Here is a 13,165-nt window from a genome sequence, read left to right on the forward strand (position 1 = left end):
TCCGGTACGAAAAGATGGGTCGGTCCTGCGGGGCCGCCCTTTTTCGTCGGGGCGTCATACGTCACTGGCGGCCGTCGATGCGGCGCGCCTCAGTCGGCCATCTTCATCGCAGCGCGCAGGAACCGATCCGCCTTGTCCAGCATCGCGACGCGCGCTTCGCCGTCGTCGATCTGGTGGTCCAGCCCCTTCAACTCTACGAATTCCACCGGCTTGCCGGCATCCTTCAGCCGCGACGCCATCAGCCGCGATTGTCCGACGCCGACATTCTGGTCTTCGGTGCCGTGGAACAGCAGCACCGGCGCGCGGATAGCGGCGACATTCTGGGCGGGTGATCCGGCGCGGATATGATCGCCGCGACCGATGAAGCCATCCACCAGACGATAGTTGCTGAAGTCGCGGCTTTCCTCGCACAGGGCGGCCAGATCGGTGACGGGCGCGATCGCGACGATCGCCTTGAACAGGTCGGGGGCCAGCACCGGAGACTGAAGCGCCGCATAGCCGCCATAGGACCAGCCGACGACCGCGAGCTTCGCCGGATCGATACCCTGCGCGATCAGCCAGCGACCGCCGTCGTCGATGTCGCCGATCGCGATCTTCCAGGACTTGAAGCCGTTGTTCTGGAACCAGCCGTCACCATAGCCCGACGATCCCCGGAAATTCGGCTGGAGGACGGCGTAGCCCCGCGCGGCGAAGAACTGCGCCAGCCAGTCGAATCCCCATTCGTCGCGCGCGGTCGGGCCGCCGTGAGGCATGACGATCGCGGGCAATCCCTTTGCATCGGTATGTCCGGGCGGCAGCGTCAGCTAGGCTGGGATGCTGGTCCCGTCGGTGGCGGCATAGGTCGTGGATTTCACCGCCGCCAGCGTCCGTCCCTCCAGTTCGGGACGGGCGCTCATCAGCAAGTCCAGATGCCGGGTCGCCTTGTCATAGACGAAGTAGCGGCCTGGATCGATGTCGCTGCCGGCCCATAGTAGAAGGCAGGATTCCTCGGCATCGGCATCGACGAAGCTGATGAGCGGCAGGCTGAGCAGGGCCTTGCGGAGCGCAGCCTGCAGCTTCTTCAACACCGGGTCTGCGAATCGCCGGTGACGATGCTCAGGGGCATCCAGTCGCGTGCGCCCTTGCGCCGGAACGTATAGATCATGCGGTTCTTGCCGTAGCCGACGACATCCTCCGGACGCGTGCCCATGATCCGCACGGTGCCGCGTCCGTCGCTGATATACTCCTCCGCCTCCAGCCGGGGACGCTCGAACGTGGTGCGTCGCATGGTCACGGGATCGACCCGCTCGACACCGAAGCCGTGCAGCGAATTCGCGGACCCGCCAGAACCATCGGGCACGAACTGGCGGGTCATCAGGATGGTCGATCCGGTTTCGTTGCCGAACCAGTCGATCACGCGGCCGCCATTCTGCATCGGTCCGCTGGCATCGTCGGACGTGCGAGCCGTCAACAGCTTGATGTTCTTGCCATCCGCGTCGATCGCGATCAGCCGCGAGAACCCCAGCAGCTGTCGACCGTCGCGCTTCGCGATGGCGATGCCGCAGACCAGCCGGCTCGAATTCGCCCACTGACAATCCGTCAGACGTTCGGGCGCGCCATTGGACGCGGTCACCCTCTGGATGGTTCCGGTGGCGACATCGCCGACGACGACCGATGTCGCCACGCCCTTCATCGCGACGAGCGCGAGATAGTGCAGGCCGTCGGGTGACAGCTTGACGCCCCAGACCCGTTCGCGCGCCCCGAACGCTTTGGCCGTGTCGCTCTGCGCCCCCACGCCCGAAGCCGCGCAGCATAGCGCGAGCGCCATCGCCGCCCGCATACCGTATCGCATTTATGCCAGCCCCCTAAAGCCACCAATCCGGCGGCATGACCGACGCTAGGCCGTTTCCGATGCGACGCAATCGCTGGCGGTTGCCGATCCCGCGTGCCGCTGGCAGACGGTGGTCATCCCATCGCTCACCGGAGCCGCCATGACCCCGATTTTCTCCCGCGCGCTGATCGCCGCACTCGCGCTGTCGACCAGCGTCACGGCGCACGCCCAGACCACACCCGCCATTTCCGTCGACACGCTGAAGACTGTGACGAAGGAATTGTCCGACGACCGTTACGAAGGACGCGCCCCGACGACGCCTGCGGAGGCGAAGACGGTCGATTATATCATCGCGCAGATGAAGGCCGCCGGCCTGAAGCCCGGCAACAAGGGCCAGTGGACGCAGGACGTGCCGATGGTGGAGATCACCGCGGCCAACGTCACGCCGATGACCTTTTCCGGCGGCAGGGCCGCGGTCGGCATGACGTATCGCACCGACATGGTCGCCGGCACCTATCGGGTGACACCGCGCATCGCGGTGAAGGACAGCCCCGTCGTGTTCGTCGGGTACGGCATCAACGCGCCCGAGAAGGGCTGGAACGACTATGCCGGACTGGACGTGAAGGGGAAGACGGTCGTCATCCTCGTCAACGATCCCGACTGGCAGACGATGGCGCGGGACGGCCCGTTCGAGGGGCGGGCGATGACCTATTACGGGCGCTGGACGTACAAGTTCGAGGAAGCGGCGCGCCAGGGCGCGACCGCCGCGATCATCGTCCACGATACCGAGCCGGCGGCGTACCCGTGGGGGGTCGTGCAATCGTCCTGGACCGGGCCGCAACTGGGGCTGGACGAGAAGGGCGACCATATGGACCAGAGCGAGGTCGTCGGCTGGATGCAGCTCGCCAAGGCGAAGGAGCTGTTCGCCAGCGCCGGCAAGGACTTCGCGGCGCTCTCCGCCGCCGCCCGGGTCAAGGGTTTCCGGGCGGTGCCGCTGGGAGTGACGATGTCGGTGGGATTCGACACCACCGTCCGGCGTCAGGCATCGAAGAACGTGCTGGGCGTGTTGCCGGGGACGGCGGACCCGGACGCCTATGTCCTCTACACCGCGCATTGGGACCATCTCGGCCGCTGCGATGCGGTCGATGGCGACGACATCTGCAACGGCGCGGTCGACAATGCCAGCGGCATCGCCGGCCTGATCGCGCTGGCGCAGGCGAACGCGAAGGCCGGGCCGGCGAAACGGTCGATCGGCTTCCTGGCGGTGACGGCGGAAGAATCGGGGCTGCTCGGATCGCGCTATTATGCGGAGCATCCGGTGTTCCCGCTGGCGAAGACGGTGGGAGGCGTGAACATGGATTCGCTCAACGTCGCGGGCCGCGCGCGCGACTTCGTGCTGACCGGTGCGGGCAAGTCGGAGATCGAGGATCTGGTGAAGCCGATCGTCGCCGCGGAAGGGCGCACCATTTCGCCAGAGCCGAGCCCGGAAAAGGGGCTGTATTACCGGTCCGACCATTTCTCATTCGCGAAACTGGGCGTGCCGATGCTCGACGGGACGTCCGGCGAGAACCTCGTCGTGGGCGGACCCGAGGCGGGGAAGAAGGCGGCGGAGGATTACACCGTCAACCGCTATCACAAGCCCGCCGACGAATATGATGCGAATTGGGATTGGTCGGGCGCGGTGTCGGACCTGACGATCTACTACGCTCTGGGGCGCAAGCTGGCTGACGACACGACGCTGTGGCCCAACTGGTATCCGACCGCCGAGTTCAGGGCGGCGCGCGACAAGAGCCGGGGAACCGCACGATGAGCAATTGCCCGCCAGCCGAATGGGCACCGCACGATGTGGTGTGGATCGGCTTTCCGAGCCATCCCGAACTGTGGGAGGATGACATCGATCCCGCGCGCGAGGAGGTCGTGGCGTTCGCCCGCGCCGTTCACGCGGAGGGGCGGGGCGAGCGCGTGATCCTCGTCTGCGCGGACGGGGAGGCCGCGTTCGCGGCGGCGGAGATGGCCGCGTTCGCGGAGACGCTGGTGGAGCCGTTCGGGGACATCTGGCTGCGCGACACCGGCCCAATCCTGCTGGGTGACGGCAGCGCGGCGCTGTTCCGCTTCAACGGATGGGGCGGCAAGTACGACCTGCCGGGCGACGACAGCGTCGGCGGGCGGCTCGCCGCGGCGATCGGCGTGCCGGCGGAGGCGCATGACTGGGTGCTGGAGGGGGGCGCGATCGACGGCGACGGCACCGGCATCGTCGTGACGACGGAGCAATGCCTGCTCAACCCCAATCGCAATCCGGGCGCGACACGCGCCGGAACCGAGGAGCGGCTGAAGCGCGATCTCGGCTTTCGGGAGGTCGTGTGGCTCGGCGAAGGCTTGCTGAACGATCATACCGACGGGCATGTCGACAATCTGGCGCGGTTCGTAGCGCCCGGCCGCGTCGCGATCCCGCAGCCGGCGGAGAACGATCCGAACTGGCAGGTCTATATGCACGCGCGCCGCGATCTGGAGGCGGCGGGGCTGGAGGTGGTGACGATCCCGTCGCCCGGCCGCGTGCTGCGCGACGAGGATGTCGTGCCGGCGAGCTACATGAACTTCTACATCGGCAACGCCGCCGTCGTCGTGCCGCTCTACGGTGCGGACAACGACGCGGCCGCCGTCGCCGCGATCCAGGCGCTGTTCCCGACGCGCGACGTGGTGGGCCAGCGCGCCGACCATGTCCTGACCGGCGGCGGCAGCTTCCACTGTATATCGCAACAGATCCCCGCCCGAAACGAGACGAACGCATGACCCGCATCACCGTCGCCGCCTTGCAACTGGCATTCTCCGACGACCTCGACGCCAATATCGCCAACGTATCCCGGCTGGTCCGGGAGGCGGCGGGGCAGGGCGCGCAGGTGATCCTGCCGCCCGAACTGTTCGAGGGCGAGTATTTCTGCCGCGTCGAGGACGAGGGCCTGTTCGCGAACGCCCGGCCGGTGGGCGAACACAAGGCAGTGCTGGCGATGCAGGCTCTGGCCGAAGCGCTGAAGGTGACGATCCCGACCAGCTTCTTCGAGGCGGACGGGCCGCATCATTACAACTCGCTGGCGATGATCGGGCCGGACGGCGAGGTGCAGGGCGTCTATCGCAAGAGCCACATTCCCGATGGGCCGGGATATGAGGAGAAGTTCTATTTCCGCCCCGGCAATACCGGGTTCAAGGTGTGGCCGCATCCGGCTGCGACGCTGGGCGTCGGTGTGTGCTGGGACCAGTGGTATCCGGAAACGGCGCGCGCGATGATGCTGATGGGTGCGGAGGTGCTGTTCTATCCGACCGCGATCGGCAGCGAACCGCACGACACGTCGCTGGACACCGCGCGGCTGTGGCGGCGGGCGATGGTCGGCCATGCGGTGTCGAACGTGGTCCCGATCGTCGCCGCCAACCGGATCGGGACGGAGCATGGCCAGACCTTCTACGGCACCAGCTTCATCGCCGACGAGCGCGGCGACATCCTCGCCGAGCTGGGCCGCGAGGAAGAAGGGGTGATCGTGGCGACGCTTGATCTCGACCGGATCAAGCGTCATCGTGCCGCCTTCGGCTTCTTCCGCGATCGGCGGCCGGAGCTTTACGGAAGGCTGGTGGAGGATGTTTGAGTAGCTTTCGTCATTGCGCGGTCGCCGGGCTCGTCCTGTTTGCCTCACCGGCGGCGGCGCAGACCGATCCCGTCCGGCCGCCCGCGACCGATCTGCCGAAACAGCCGGACACCGAACCGGCGAAAGACATCATCGTCGAGGGAACCCGTGATCTGAACGCGGACCCGCCGGTGAGCAGCAAGACGCTCAACAGCGGTCGGCTGGGAGCTGGTTCGCTTCGAAGCCGGCGGACCTATGAAATGGCCGACCGCTTCGCCCGGTGCAGCATCCGCTCGGACATGAACAACAAGGCGGCGCTGCGTCAGGCGCTGGACGGTGCGATCAACGGTGCGAAGCAGAAGTTCTGGCAGGGCCGCTTCATCGGATTGAACGCCTCCTGTGCCCTCGATACGCGGATGGCACTGGAATATGGTGTCGCGACGATCGATGATGCGTACGACACCAGCTATTACGATCGTGGCGTGATGTTCCTCCGCGCCCTTGGTGCATTTGCGCCCGACCTCGAACTGACCAAGGCGCAAACGAGCGACCCGAAGGTTCAGGCGCGCTTCAACGCGCGCGAAACGCCGCTGGCGCGATTCCGCCTGCCCGTCGACATGCGGTATTTCGAGATCGCCATCTGCCTGGTCCGGCTTCAGCCAGAACAATCGGTTCGTCTGATCCGTACCGAGGGCATCGAGGCGGTCAACCGGCTGGAAGGAGCGATCGTCAATGCCACCCCGATCTGCACCGGCGGGGCCAAGAAGGTGTACTTCGATCCGGCCCAGTTCCGCATGTACATCGCCGATGCCGTCTATCGCTGGGCGGTCGCGGCCAGGGGGGTCGATAGCCTCATTCCTGCGGGCGATTGATCTCCATCGCGCGCGCGAACACGGCTTCGAACATCTCCGTCGTCAGGCGGCCGGTATTCTGGTTGTAGCGCGAGCAGTGATAGCTGTCGATCAGGGTGACGCCGCTCGGCATGACGTGTTCGGCGAGATGCCCGAACCTGGTCTTGGGCAGGCGCCCGCCGAGCACCTTGACCGCCGACTGATGGGCGATCTGGCCCAGCGCGACGACGACCCGGACGTCGGGCAGGACCGCCAGCTGCCCCGCGAGGTAGGGGCGGCAGGTGTGGATCTCCTCCGGCGTCGGCTTGTTGGCGGGCGGCAGGCATTTCACCGCGTTGACGATGATCGCACCGGTTAGCGCCAGATCATCGTCCGGCGCACCGGCATAGGTGCCCGCGGCCAGACCGAATTTCGTCAGCGTGGAGAACAGCAGGTCGCCGGCATAGTCGCCGGTGAACGGGCGTCCGGTCCGGTTCGCCCCGTGTTTACCCGGTGCCAGTCCGACGATCGCGAGCCACGCCGCCGGATCGCCGAACGCGTTGACGGGCGCATTCCACCAGTCCGGGTATTCGGCGCGCAGGTCCTCGCGCAGTCCGACGAGGCGAGGGCACAGCGGGCAGTCGCGTGGCGGTTCTGTATCGGCGATTGGGGAGGGTGCGAAAAACATCGTCAGGAGGTAGGTGGGCGTGGTGTCCCCGGCAACGCCCCGTTTCATCTATGTCATTGCGCTCGGATCGAACCGGCGCGGCCGTCATGGCAGCCCCAGGGAGGCGATCGATGCTGCGCTGGAGCGGATCGGCGAGGTGCGTGCCGTCTCTCCGATCATCGTCACCGCGCCGATCGGCCCCTCGATCCGCCGCTTCGCCAATGCCGCAGCGCTGATCGAAACCGCGGAGTCGCCGCCGACGCTGCTCGCCCGGCTGAAGCGGATCGAACGCGCGATGGGGCGGCGCGCTGGCCGGCGGTGGGGCGCGCGCGTGATCGACATCGATATCGTGCTATGGTCGGGCGGCGTGTGGCGAAGTCGCGCGCTGTCGATCCCGCACGCATTCTGGGCGCAACGGGGGTTCGTCCTGACGCCGCTCGCCGCGATCGTGCCGGATTGGCGCGATCCCCGATCGGGCAGAACGATACGCCAGATGTCGTCGCTGGTTGACCGCCGCCGACCATCGACCTAGGTGCCACCCCGGCACGCGATGGCCGGGGTCCGTAGCTCAGTCGGTAGAGCAAGCGACTTTTAATCGAGAGGTCCCGGGTTCGAGCCCCGGCGGACCCACCATCGCTTCCGCCGCGGTCCGCCCGGACGTCGCGACAGGTGGATGCCTCAGCCGTTGACCAGTTCGCGCAATTCCGCGACCCGCTTCATGACGGTGCGTGACAATTCGCGGAATTGCTGTTCCTGACGCGGCGTCAGGCTGGTGCGGGGCAACGGATCGAACGCGCAGAGTGCACCCAGAGGCTGGCCGTCGTCGTTGCGCAACACCGCGCCGACGTAAAAGCGCAACATGCCGTCCACGACCGCCGGATTGCCCGCGAAGCGGGGGTCCACGCCCGCGTCCGGGACAAGGAACATATCGCTCTGGCCGGCCACCGCATGGCCGCAGAAGGAGGTGCGCCGGCCATAGACGCCAGGCTTCAGCCCGACGGCGGCGATGAGATACTGCCATTCCTCGTGCACGATCGATACCGCCGCCATCGACGTGCCGAGCAACGCGCGGGCACGCTCGACCAGCGCGTTCAGTTCGGGATCGTCGATGACCTCCAGTGCCCCCGACGCGACCACGGCGCGCGCCCGATCGGGCTCGTCGTTCGGCTCCGGCGGCGGGGTGTAGAATGTAATGCCCACGGTCCGCTCCCAGTCTGCAATGCGCGCGCCAGACCAATTTGGTTGCATGCCACGCAATTGGCAGCAAACGGTATCGCAACGAGATTGGGTCCATCGTTCGCGATGATCTGGTGGATGGCCGGGTCGTACGGGATCAGTGCAGGGCGGCCATGCTCAGCCCCGCCAGTCGTTGCACGATCAGCGGATGAAGCGGACGCAGGAATTCCAGCCCCATGCCCAGATGATGACACCACCGGACCCGTGCGCCGACGGGTTCCAGCGTGGGGATGGCCAGGGTCAGGTGCGCGCCATCGGACATGTACAGGCCGGTCGCGAGGCGGCAACCGCCGGTCGACAGGTCGACCAGATCGGCTTTGACCTTGCGCACCGCGGAACTGCAGATGGTGGATTTCAACCGCACCGGGATGCGGAGCGCCCCACGCCCGTCCCGTTGCGGCTCCGGATGAGATGCGATGCGGTCGTGGATCATCGACGGGGTCCCGAAAGTTGTCCGATCATGGTGGATGAGGGTAGGACAAACATCGTAAATGAATGCTAAACCGCTTTCGCATCGGTCCGCGGATCGACCGCTGCCCCGATCCACCCGCCGACCGATGCCGCCGATACTCGCCGGCGCGGCGATCGCGTCCGTCGCGGTGGCGCTGTTGCTGGCGGCGGCCACGATACTCGGTCGCTGGCCGATGGCTTGGGACCCGACGATCCTGACCGGATTGCGGGCATGGGGAGGGCCGCGCTGGCTGGGCAAGGTGGCGGTCGACCTGACGGCGCTGGGTGGGGGAACCGTGCTGACGCTGGCGGTGGCGCTCGTAGCGGGATTCCTGCTGGTCCGGCGACTGTGGCTGACGGCGTCGGCGATCGTCGTCGCCTGCGCGTCCGGAGCATGGATCGTCGGTCTGGTGAAGGACATCGTCGGCCGCGCGCGGCCCGACGTGGTCGCACACCTCGTTCCGGTATCCAGCGCCAGCTTCCCGAGCGCGCATGCCGCGAACAGCGCCATCGTCTATCTGACGCTGGCCGCCGTCGCGAGCCAGGTCGCGCCGGAGCCGGCGGTGCGCCGCTACCTGATGACGGTCGCGCTGGTGCTGGTCGGCGCGATCGGGCTCAGCCGCGTGTATCTGGGCGTGCACTGGCCATCGGACGTTATGGCGGGGTGGAGCTTCGGCACCCTGTGGGCGCTTGCCGGCTGGTGGGCCACCGCCCGCATCCGCGCCTCAATCGGCGGCGAGCGATAGCAGCCGTCGCGCCGCCTTCAGATGCGGCGCATCGACCATCCGCCCGTCGAGTTGCAAGGCGCCCGCGCCCGGATTCGCCGCGAACAGGGCGACGATCGCCTGCGCCCGCGCCACCTCGTCGGGTGTGGGGGAGAAGGCGGCGTTGATGACGGGAACCTGCGCGGGATGGATCGCCATCATGCCCGTGAAGCCGTCCCGCCGCCCGCGCGCGGCATAGGCGGCCAGCCCGTTCAGATCGCGGAAATCGGGATAGACCGTCTCGATCGCCGCCACGCCGGCCGCATGCGCCCCGAACAGCGTCAGCGAGCGCGCCAGCTGATAGGGCGCAGTATAGCTCCCGTCCGCGTCCCGCGACGTCGTTGCGCCGATGGCGGCGGGCAGATCCTCCGCTCCCCAGGTCAGCCCCGCCAGATGACCAGCCACCTGCGCGTAATCGCCCAGCCGGAACATCGCCGCCGGCGTCTCGGTCGCGATCGGCAGGATCGGCGTGCCGGGCAGTCGCTCGGCCAGACGGAGGACGCCGTCCGCCCCCTCCGCCTTGGGCAGCACGACGCCGTCCGGGACCGCGCCGGCCAACGCATCCAGGTCGAGCGCCGCCTCGTGGCCGTCCATTGGGCCGTCCAGCGCGCCGCTCAGCGGATTGATCCGCACGAACAGCGCGGGGCCGGCACCCCGCCGCCGCGTCACGAAATCGGCCACCGCGACCCGCGCCATCGGTCGCGCGGGTGGCGCGACCGCATCCTCCAGATCGAGGATCAGCGCATCGGCGCCCAGATCCAGCGCCTTCTCCATCCGGTCCGGCCGGTCGCCGGGCACGAACAGCAGCGACCGCAGCCTCATCCCCGACGCTCGGCCAGCGCGCGTTCCCATGCCAGTGCGTCGCGCACGATCAGGTCGAGATCGTCACGCTCCGGCCGCCAGTCGGTCGCGGCCAGAATGGCGCTGTTGTCCGCGACCAGTTCGGCCGGGTCGCCCGCGCGGCGGCCCTCGTAACGGCGTTCGATCGTCACGTTCGTCACGCGGTCGACGGCATCGAGCACCTGATTGACGGAGAAGCCACGGCCGTACCCGCAGTTCAGCGTGTGGCTGCGTGTCGGCTCGCCACGCAACAGCGTCAACGCCGCGACATGCGCCGCGGCCAGATCGCTGACATGGATATAGTCGCGCACGCCGGTGCCATCGACCGTGGGGAAGTCAGTGCCGAACACGCCGACGCCGTCACGCTTGCCCGTCGCCGCTTCCACGGCCACCTTGATGAGGTGCGTCGCGCCGGCGGTCGACTGGCCGGACCGCCCCTGCGGGTCTGCGCCCGCGACGTTGAAGTAGCGCAACGCGGCATAGTTCATCGGGTGGGCCGCCGCCACGTCGCGCAGCATCGCCTCCGTCATCAGCTTCGACATGCCATAGGGATTGATCGGCACGGTCGGGTCGCCCTCCGCCACCGGCACCTTTTCGGGCGTGCCATAGGTTGCGGCGGTGGAGGAGAAGATGAAGTGCTTCACCCCCTCGGTCACCGCGCTCTCGATCAGCGAGCGGGAAGCGGCGGTGTTGTTGCGATAGTATTTGAGCGGGTCGCTGACCGATTCGGGGACCACTACCGAACCCGCGAAATGCAGGATGGCGTCGATGTCGTGCCCGCGGATCGCGGCGCGCACCCGGCCCTCGTCGGACACGTCGCACTCGACCAGCGTCGCGCGCTCGTCCACCGCCCAGTCGAACCCGGTGACGAGATTGTCGACCACGACGACGTCCGTCCCCGCATCGAGCAGCGCCAGTACCGTATGGCTGCCGATGTAACCCGCTCCGCCCGTTACCATTACTGCCATCGTCGTTCCCCTTGTGCCCTTTCTCGCGCCCTAGCGGCTTCCTATCTGGGGAGCAAAGGAGACTATAATGACCGAATATGCCACGCTGGCCGGTGGATGCTTCTGGTGCACGGAAGCGGTATTCAAGGACGTGATCGGCGTCGAGAGCGTCGAGAGCGGATATATCGGCGGGCACGTGCCCGATCCGACGTATAAACAGGTCTGCGGTGGCGATACCGGCCATGCGGAGGCGATCCGGGTCGGCTATGATCCCGACCAGCTCCGCTATGCCGATCTGCTCGACATCTTCTTCGCGACGCACGATCCGACGCAGCTGAACCGGCAGGGCAACGATGTCGGGACGCAGTACCGGTCGGCGATCTTCCCCGCCGACGAGGCGCAGGAAGCGGAAGCACGCGCCGCGATCGAGCGGGCGGGTGCAACCGGCGGCCGGATCGTCACGACGATCGAGCCGATGACGACCTGGTATCCGGCCGAGGGCTATCATCAGGATTACTGGGAGACGTCGGGGCGCTCCAATCCGTATTGCATGGCAGTGATCCCGCCGAAGCTGCAGAAATTGCGCAAGAGCTTCGCGGCGCGGTCGCGCGCGGTCGGTGTTTGACGACAGGCGTTCGAGGAAAGGCGTTTTCGTCACGGAACGAACGCGCGCCATGAGCGCTGGTGGCGACCGTTCCGGACCCGGAGCGATGCCAACAGGGAATATCAAATGAAAGCCATCCTCTCGCTTGCCTGCCTGTCGCTTCTGGCCCTTCCCCTCGCAGCCTGTGGCGGCAAGGGCGACGACAAGCTGGCCGAGCGGGTGGAGGATGCCGCCGACAACCGCGCCGACTCGCTGGAGGCCATGGCCGATAACCTTCAGGAGCGAGCCGAGCGGACGCGCGATGTCGGCGAGGACCGCGCAGAGGCGATCGACGCGGCGGACGTGAATGCCGCGGCGATGTCGCCGGAGCGTAAGGCGGACATCGTCGCGAACGAGGCGGCGGCGGTCCGCTAGGCTACGTTGCGGCCCGGGCGAGGCGATCATTGATCGCCTCGCCGACACCATCGGCCGGGATCGGTGCGACGGCGATACGAGGTTTGCTGCCGGCGTCCGCCCGGTGGAGGGCGTCGAACAAACGGGCGGCCGCCTCGACGGGGTCACCGCATGCGGACAATGTCTCGTCTCCAGGGATCGCGCCGAAGCCGATCAGCCATTCGTCTGGCGCGGCAGTCATGGCATCGAGGCGCAGGGGCTTGGACGGGGCGTAGTGGGTCGCGAGCTGGCCCGGTGCGATGACCTCCCGCCGTACCGCCGGCCGCAGTCCGACATCGGTTGGTCCGGATGATCCCAGGGCCGCCAGTATCTCCGCCGACGTGACCGGCCCCGGCCGGAGGATCGTTCGGCCGAAGACGATCGTCGATTCCAGACCCGCCGCGCACGCACCGTCGTCGATGACGAGCGGTACCGCATCACCCAGACTGGCGACCACATGCTCCGCCCGCGTCGGGCTTATTCCGTTGCTGCGATTGGCGGATGGGGCGGCCAGCGCACGGCCGCTCGCGTGGAGCAGCGCCTGCATCGCCCGATGCGCGGGCACTCTGATCGCGACGGTCGCCAGACCGGCGGTGACGATCGACGCGACCGGCGCGCCGGGTCGCAACGGCAGCACCAGCGTCAGCGGTCCCGGCCAGAACGCCGTCGCCAGCGCGCGGTCGTCGTCGCCGAACACCGCAAGCGCCTCCGCCGCCGCCATGTCCGGCACGTGCACGATCAGGGGGTTGAACGCGGGCCGACCCTTGGCCGCATAGATGCGCGCGACGGCGGCCGAATCGGCGGCGTCGGCAGCGAGCCCGTAAACCGTCTCGGTCGGTACCGCGACGATCCCGCCGGCTCGAATCGCCGCCCCCGCCGCCGCGATCGCCGCCGGGCCGTAGGGGAAGATCGAGGCGTTTGGAGCGGTCATCGCAGTTGGCTATAGCCGGGGCAAACACAGGAGAGAAACC

Annotated in this window: 17 protein-coding genes and 1 tRNA gene; 9 read left to right on the forward strand and 9 right to left on the reverse strand. The window is 67.6% G+C overall.

Going from position 1 to position 13,165, the window contains the following annotated elements; translation table 11 throughout:
- Window positions 1–89 precede the first annotated feature (89 nt).
- Genes ASG07_RS17755 through ASG07_RS17765 form a run of 3 tightly spaced genes read right to left on the reverse strand, consistent with a single transcriptional unit; the run spans window position 90 to window position 1,807 of the window.
- Complete coding sequence (locus tag ASG07_RS17755) at window positions 90–767, reverse strand: alpha/beta hydrolase family protein (protein ID WP_236694493.1); 678 nt, start codon at window positions 765–767, stop codon at window positions 90–92.
- A gap of 36 nt (window positions 768–803) precedes the next feature.
- Complete coding sequence (locus ASG07_RS17760) at window positions 804–1,067, reverse strand: hypothetical protein (protein ID WP_236694494.1); 264 nt, start codon at window positions 1,065–1,067, stop codon at window positions 804–806.
- Window positions 1,061–1,807, reverse strand: coding sequence for a hypothetical protein (locus ASG07_RS17765; RefSeq protein WP_236694495.1), 747 nt, complete (start codon window positions 1,805–1,807; stop codon window positions 1,061–1,063). The genes ASG07_RS17760 and ASG07_RS17765 overlap by 7 nt, the downstream gene beginning before the upstream one ends.
- Before the next feature lie 163 nt (window positions 1,808–1,970).
- Here ASG07_RS17765 and ASG07_RS02860 point away from each other — a divergent pair, with 163 nt between their 5' ends.
- Genes ASG07_RS02860 through ASG07_RS02875 form a run of 4 tightly spaced genes read left to right on the forward strand, consistent with a single transcriptional unit; the run spans window position 1,971 to window position 6,296 of the window.
- Window positions 1,971–3,620 carry a M28 family metallopeptidase gene (locus ASG07_RS02860; RefSeq protein WP_055841866.1) on the forward strand — a complete coding sequence of 550 codons (1,650 nt, stop codon included), beginning with the start codon at window positions 1,971–1,973 and terminating at the stop codon, window positions 3,618–3,620.
- Window positions 3,617–4,600: an agmatine deiminase family protein gene (locus tag ASG07_RS02865; RefSeq protein ID WP_055841869.1), complete on the forward strand. Its 984-nt coding sequence runs from the start codon at window positions 3,617–3,619 to the stop codon at window positions 4,598–4,600. The genes ASG07_RS02860 and ASG07_RS02865 overlap by 4 nt, the downstream gene beginning before the upstream one ends.
- A complete protein-coding gene (gene aguB, locus ASG07_RS02870; protein ID WP_055841873.1) occupies window positions 4,597–5,445 on the forward strand; it encodes an N-carbamoylputrescine amidase in 849 nt (282 codons plus the stop codon). Before ASG07_RS02865 ends, aguB begins: the two co-directional genes overlap by 4 nt.
- Window positions 5,442–6,296, forward strand: a complete 855-nt coding sequence (locus tag ASG07_RS02875) for a hypothetical protein (RefSeq protein ID WP_055841876.1) — start codon at window positions 5,442–5,444, stop codon at window positions 6,294–6,296. Before aguB ends, ASG07_RS02875 begins: the two co-directional genes overlap by 4 nt.
- On the opposite strand, the gene ASG07_RS02880 is transcribed toward ASG07_RS02875, so the two are convergent.
- Entirely contained in the window at window positions 6,277–6,942 is a 666-nt protein-coding gene (locus ASG07_RS02880) for a uracil-DNA glycosylase (RefSeq protein WP_055842935.1), read from the reverse strand. The two genes, ASG07_RS02875 and ASG07_RS02880, sit on opposite strands and share 20 nt — an antisense overlap.
- Window positions 6,943–6,955: 13 nt before the next feature.
- Between ASG07_RS02880 and folK the strand changes: the two genes are divergently transcribed.
- Both folK and ASG07_RS02890 read left to right on the forward strand, forming a co-directional pair.
- On the forward strand, window positions 6,956–7,453 hold the full coding sequence (folK, locus tag ASG07_RS02885; protein ID WP_236694496.1) for a 2-amino-4-hydroxy-6-hydroxymethyldihydropteridine diphosphokinase: 498 nt from the start codon (window positions 6,956–6,958) through the stop codon (window positions 7,451–7,453).
- A gap of 25 nt (window positions 7,454–7,478) precedes the next feature.
- Window positions 7,479–7,554: transfer RNA gene (locus ASG07_RS02890), tRNA-Lys, on the forward strand.
- A gap of 45 nt (window positions 7,555–7,599) precedes the next feature.
- On the opposite strand, the gene ASG07_RS02895 is transcribed toward ASG07_RS02890, so the two are convergent.
- Both ASG07_RS02895 and ASG07_RS02900 read right to left on the reverse strand, forming a co-directional pair.
- Window positions 7,600–8,121 carry a GAF domain-containing protein gene (locus ASG07_RS02895; protein WP_055841878.1) on the reverse strand — a complete coding sequence of 174 codons (522 nt, stop codon included), beginning with the start codon at window positions 8,119–8,121 and terminating at the stop codon, window positions 7,600–7,602.
- Window positions 8,122–8,254: 133 nt separating this feature from the next.
- Entirely contained in the window at window positions 8,255–8,590 is a 336-nt protein-coding gene (locus ASG07_RS02900; protein WP_055841880.1) for a PilZ domain-containing protein, read from the reverse strand.
- Between the two features lie 124 nt (window positions 8,591–8,714).
- Here ASG07_RS02900 and ASG07_RS02905 point away from each other — a divergent pair, with 124 nt between their 5' ends.
- The gene (locus tag ASG07_RS02905) at window positions 8,715–9,353 is read left to right on the forward strand and encodes a phosphatase PAP2 family protein (RefSeq protein ID WP_055841881.1); all 639 of its coding nucleotides are present in this window, start codon (window positions 8,715–8,717) and stop codon (window positions 9,351–9,353) included.
- Here the strand turns inward: ASG07_RS02905 and ASG07_RS02910 are convergent.
- Window positions 9,333–10,193, reverse strand: coding sequence for an HpcH/HpaI aldolase/citrate lyase family protein (locus ASG07_RS02910; protein WP_055841883.1), 861 nt, complete (start codon window positions 10,191–10,193; stop codon window positions 9,333–9,335). The two genes, ASG07_RS02905 and ASG07_RS02910, sit on opposite strands and share 21 nt — an antisense overlap.
- Window positions 10,190–11,179 carry a UDP-glucose 4-epimerase GalE gene (gene galE, locus ASG07_RS02915; RefSeq protein ID WP_055841885.1) on the reverse strand — a complete coding sequence of 330 codons (990 nt, stop codon included), beginning with the start codon at window positions 11,177–11,179 and terminating at the stop codon, window positions 10,190–10,192. The genes ASG07_RS02910 and galE overlap by 4 nt, the downstream gene beginning before the upstream one ends.
- Window positions 11,180–11,246: 67 nt before the next feature.
- Here galE and msrA point away from each other — a divergent pair, with 67 nt between their 5' ends.
- Both msrA and ASG07_RS02925 read left to right on the forward strand, forming a co-directional pair.
- Window positions 11,247–11,783, forward strand: a complete 537-nt coding sequence (gene msrA / locus ASG07_RS02920; RefSeq protein ID WP_055841888.1) for a peptide-methionine (S)-S-oxide reductase MsrA — start codon at window positions 11,247–11,249, stop codon at window positions 11,781–11,783.
- Between the two features lie 105 nt (window positions 11,784–11,888).
- A complete protein-coding gene (locus ASG07_RS02925; RefSeq protein ID WP_055841891.1) occupies window positions 11,889–12,176 on the forward strand; it encodes a hypothetical protein in 288 nt (95 codons plus the stop codon).
- Window position 12,177: 1 nt separating this feature from the next.
- Here the strand turns inward: ASG07_RS02925 and ASG07_RS02930 are convergent, their stop codons facing one another.
- Window positions 12,178–13,125, reverse strand: coding sequence for an L-threonylcarbamoyladenylate synthase (locus ASG07_RS02930; RefSeq protein ID WP_055841894.1), 948 nt, complete (start codon window positions 13,123–13,125; stop codon window positions 12,178–12,180).
- Between the last annotated feature and the right edge of the window lie 40 nt (window positions 13,126–13,165).

The sequence above is a fragment of the Sphingomonas sp. Leaf343 genome, from assembly GCF_001423765.1.
Lineage (GTDB): Bacteria > Pseudomonadota > Alphaproteobacteria > Sphingomonadales > Sphingomonadaceae > Sphingomonas.

Bases quoted from the DNA above. Each gene is read 5' to 3' on its own strand.
- msrA (WP_055841888.1), top strand. From the start codon at position 11,247: ATGACCGAATATGCCACGCTGGCCGGTGGATGCTTCTGGTGCACGGAA.
- ASG07_RS02930 (WP_055841894.1), bottom strand. From the start codon at position 13,125: ATGACCGCTCCAAACGCCTCGATCTTCCCCTACGGCCCGGCGGCGATC.
- ASG07_RS02925 (WP_055841891.1), top strand. From the start codon at position 11,889: ATGAAAGCCATCCTCTCGCTTGCCTGCCTGTCGCTTCTGGCCCTTCCC.
- ASG07_RS17765 (WP_236694495.1), bottom strand. From the start codon at position 1,807: ATGGCGCTCGCGCTATGCTGCGCGGCTTCGGGCGTGGGGGCGCAGAGC.
- ASG07_RS02860 (WP_055841866.1), top strand. From the start codon at position 1,971: ATGACCCCGATTTTCTCCCGCGCGCTGATCGCCGCACTCGCGCTGTCG.
- ASG07_RS02910 (WP_055841883.1), bottom strand. From the start codon at position 10,193: ATGAGGCTGCGGTCGCTGCTGTTCGTGCCCGGCGACCGGCCGGACCGG.
- ASG07_RS02905 (WP_055841881.1), top strand. From the start codon at position 8,715: ATGCCGCCGATACTCGCCGGCGCGGCGATCGCGTCCGTCGCGGTGGCG.
- galE (WP_055841885.1), bottom strand. From the start codon at position 11,179: ATGGCAGTAATGGTAACGGGCGGAGCGGGTTACATCGGCAGCCATACG.
- ASG07_RS02865 (WP_055841869.1), top strand. From the start codon at position 3,617: ATGAGCAATTGCCCGCCAGCCGAATGGGCACCGCACGATGTGGTGTGG.
- aguB (WP_055841873.1), top strand. From the start codon at position 4,597: ATGACCCGCATCACCGTCGCCGCCTTGCAACTGGCATTCTCCGACGAC.
- ASG07_RS02900 (WP_055841880.1), bottom strand. From the start codon at position 8,590: ATGATCCACGACCGCATCGCATCTCATCCGGAGCCGCAACGGGACGGG.
- ASG07_RS02880 (WP_055842935.1), bottom strand. From the start codon at position 6,942: ATGTTTTTCGCACCCTCCCCAATCGCCGATACAGAACCGCCACGCGAC.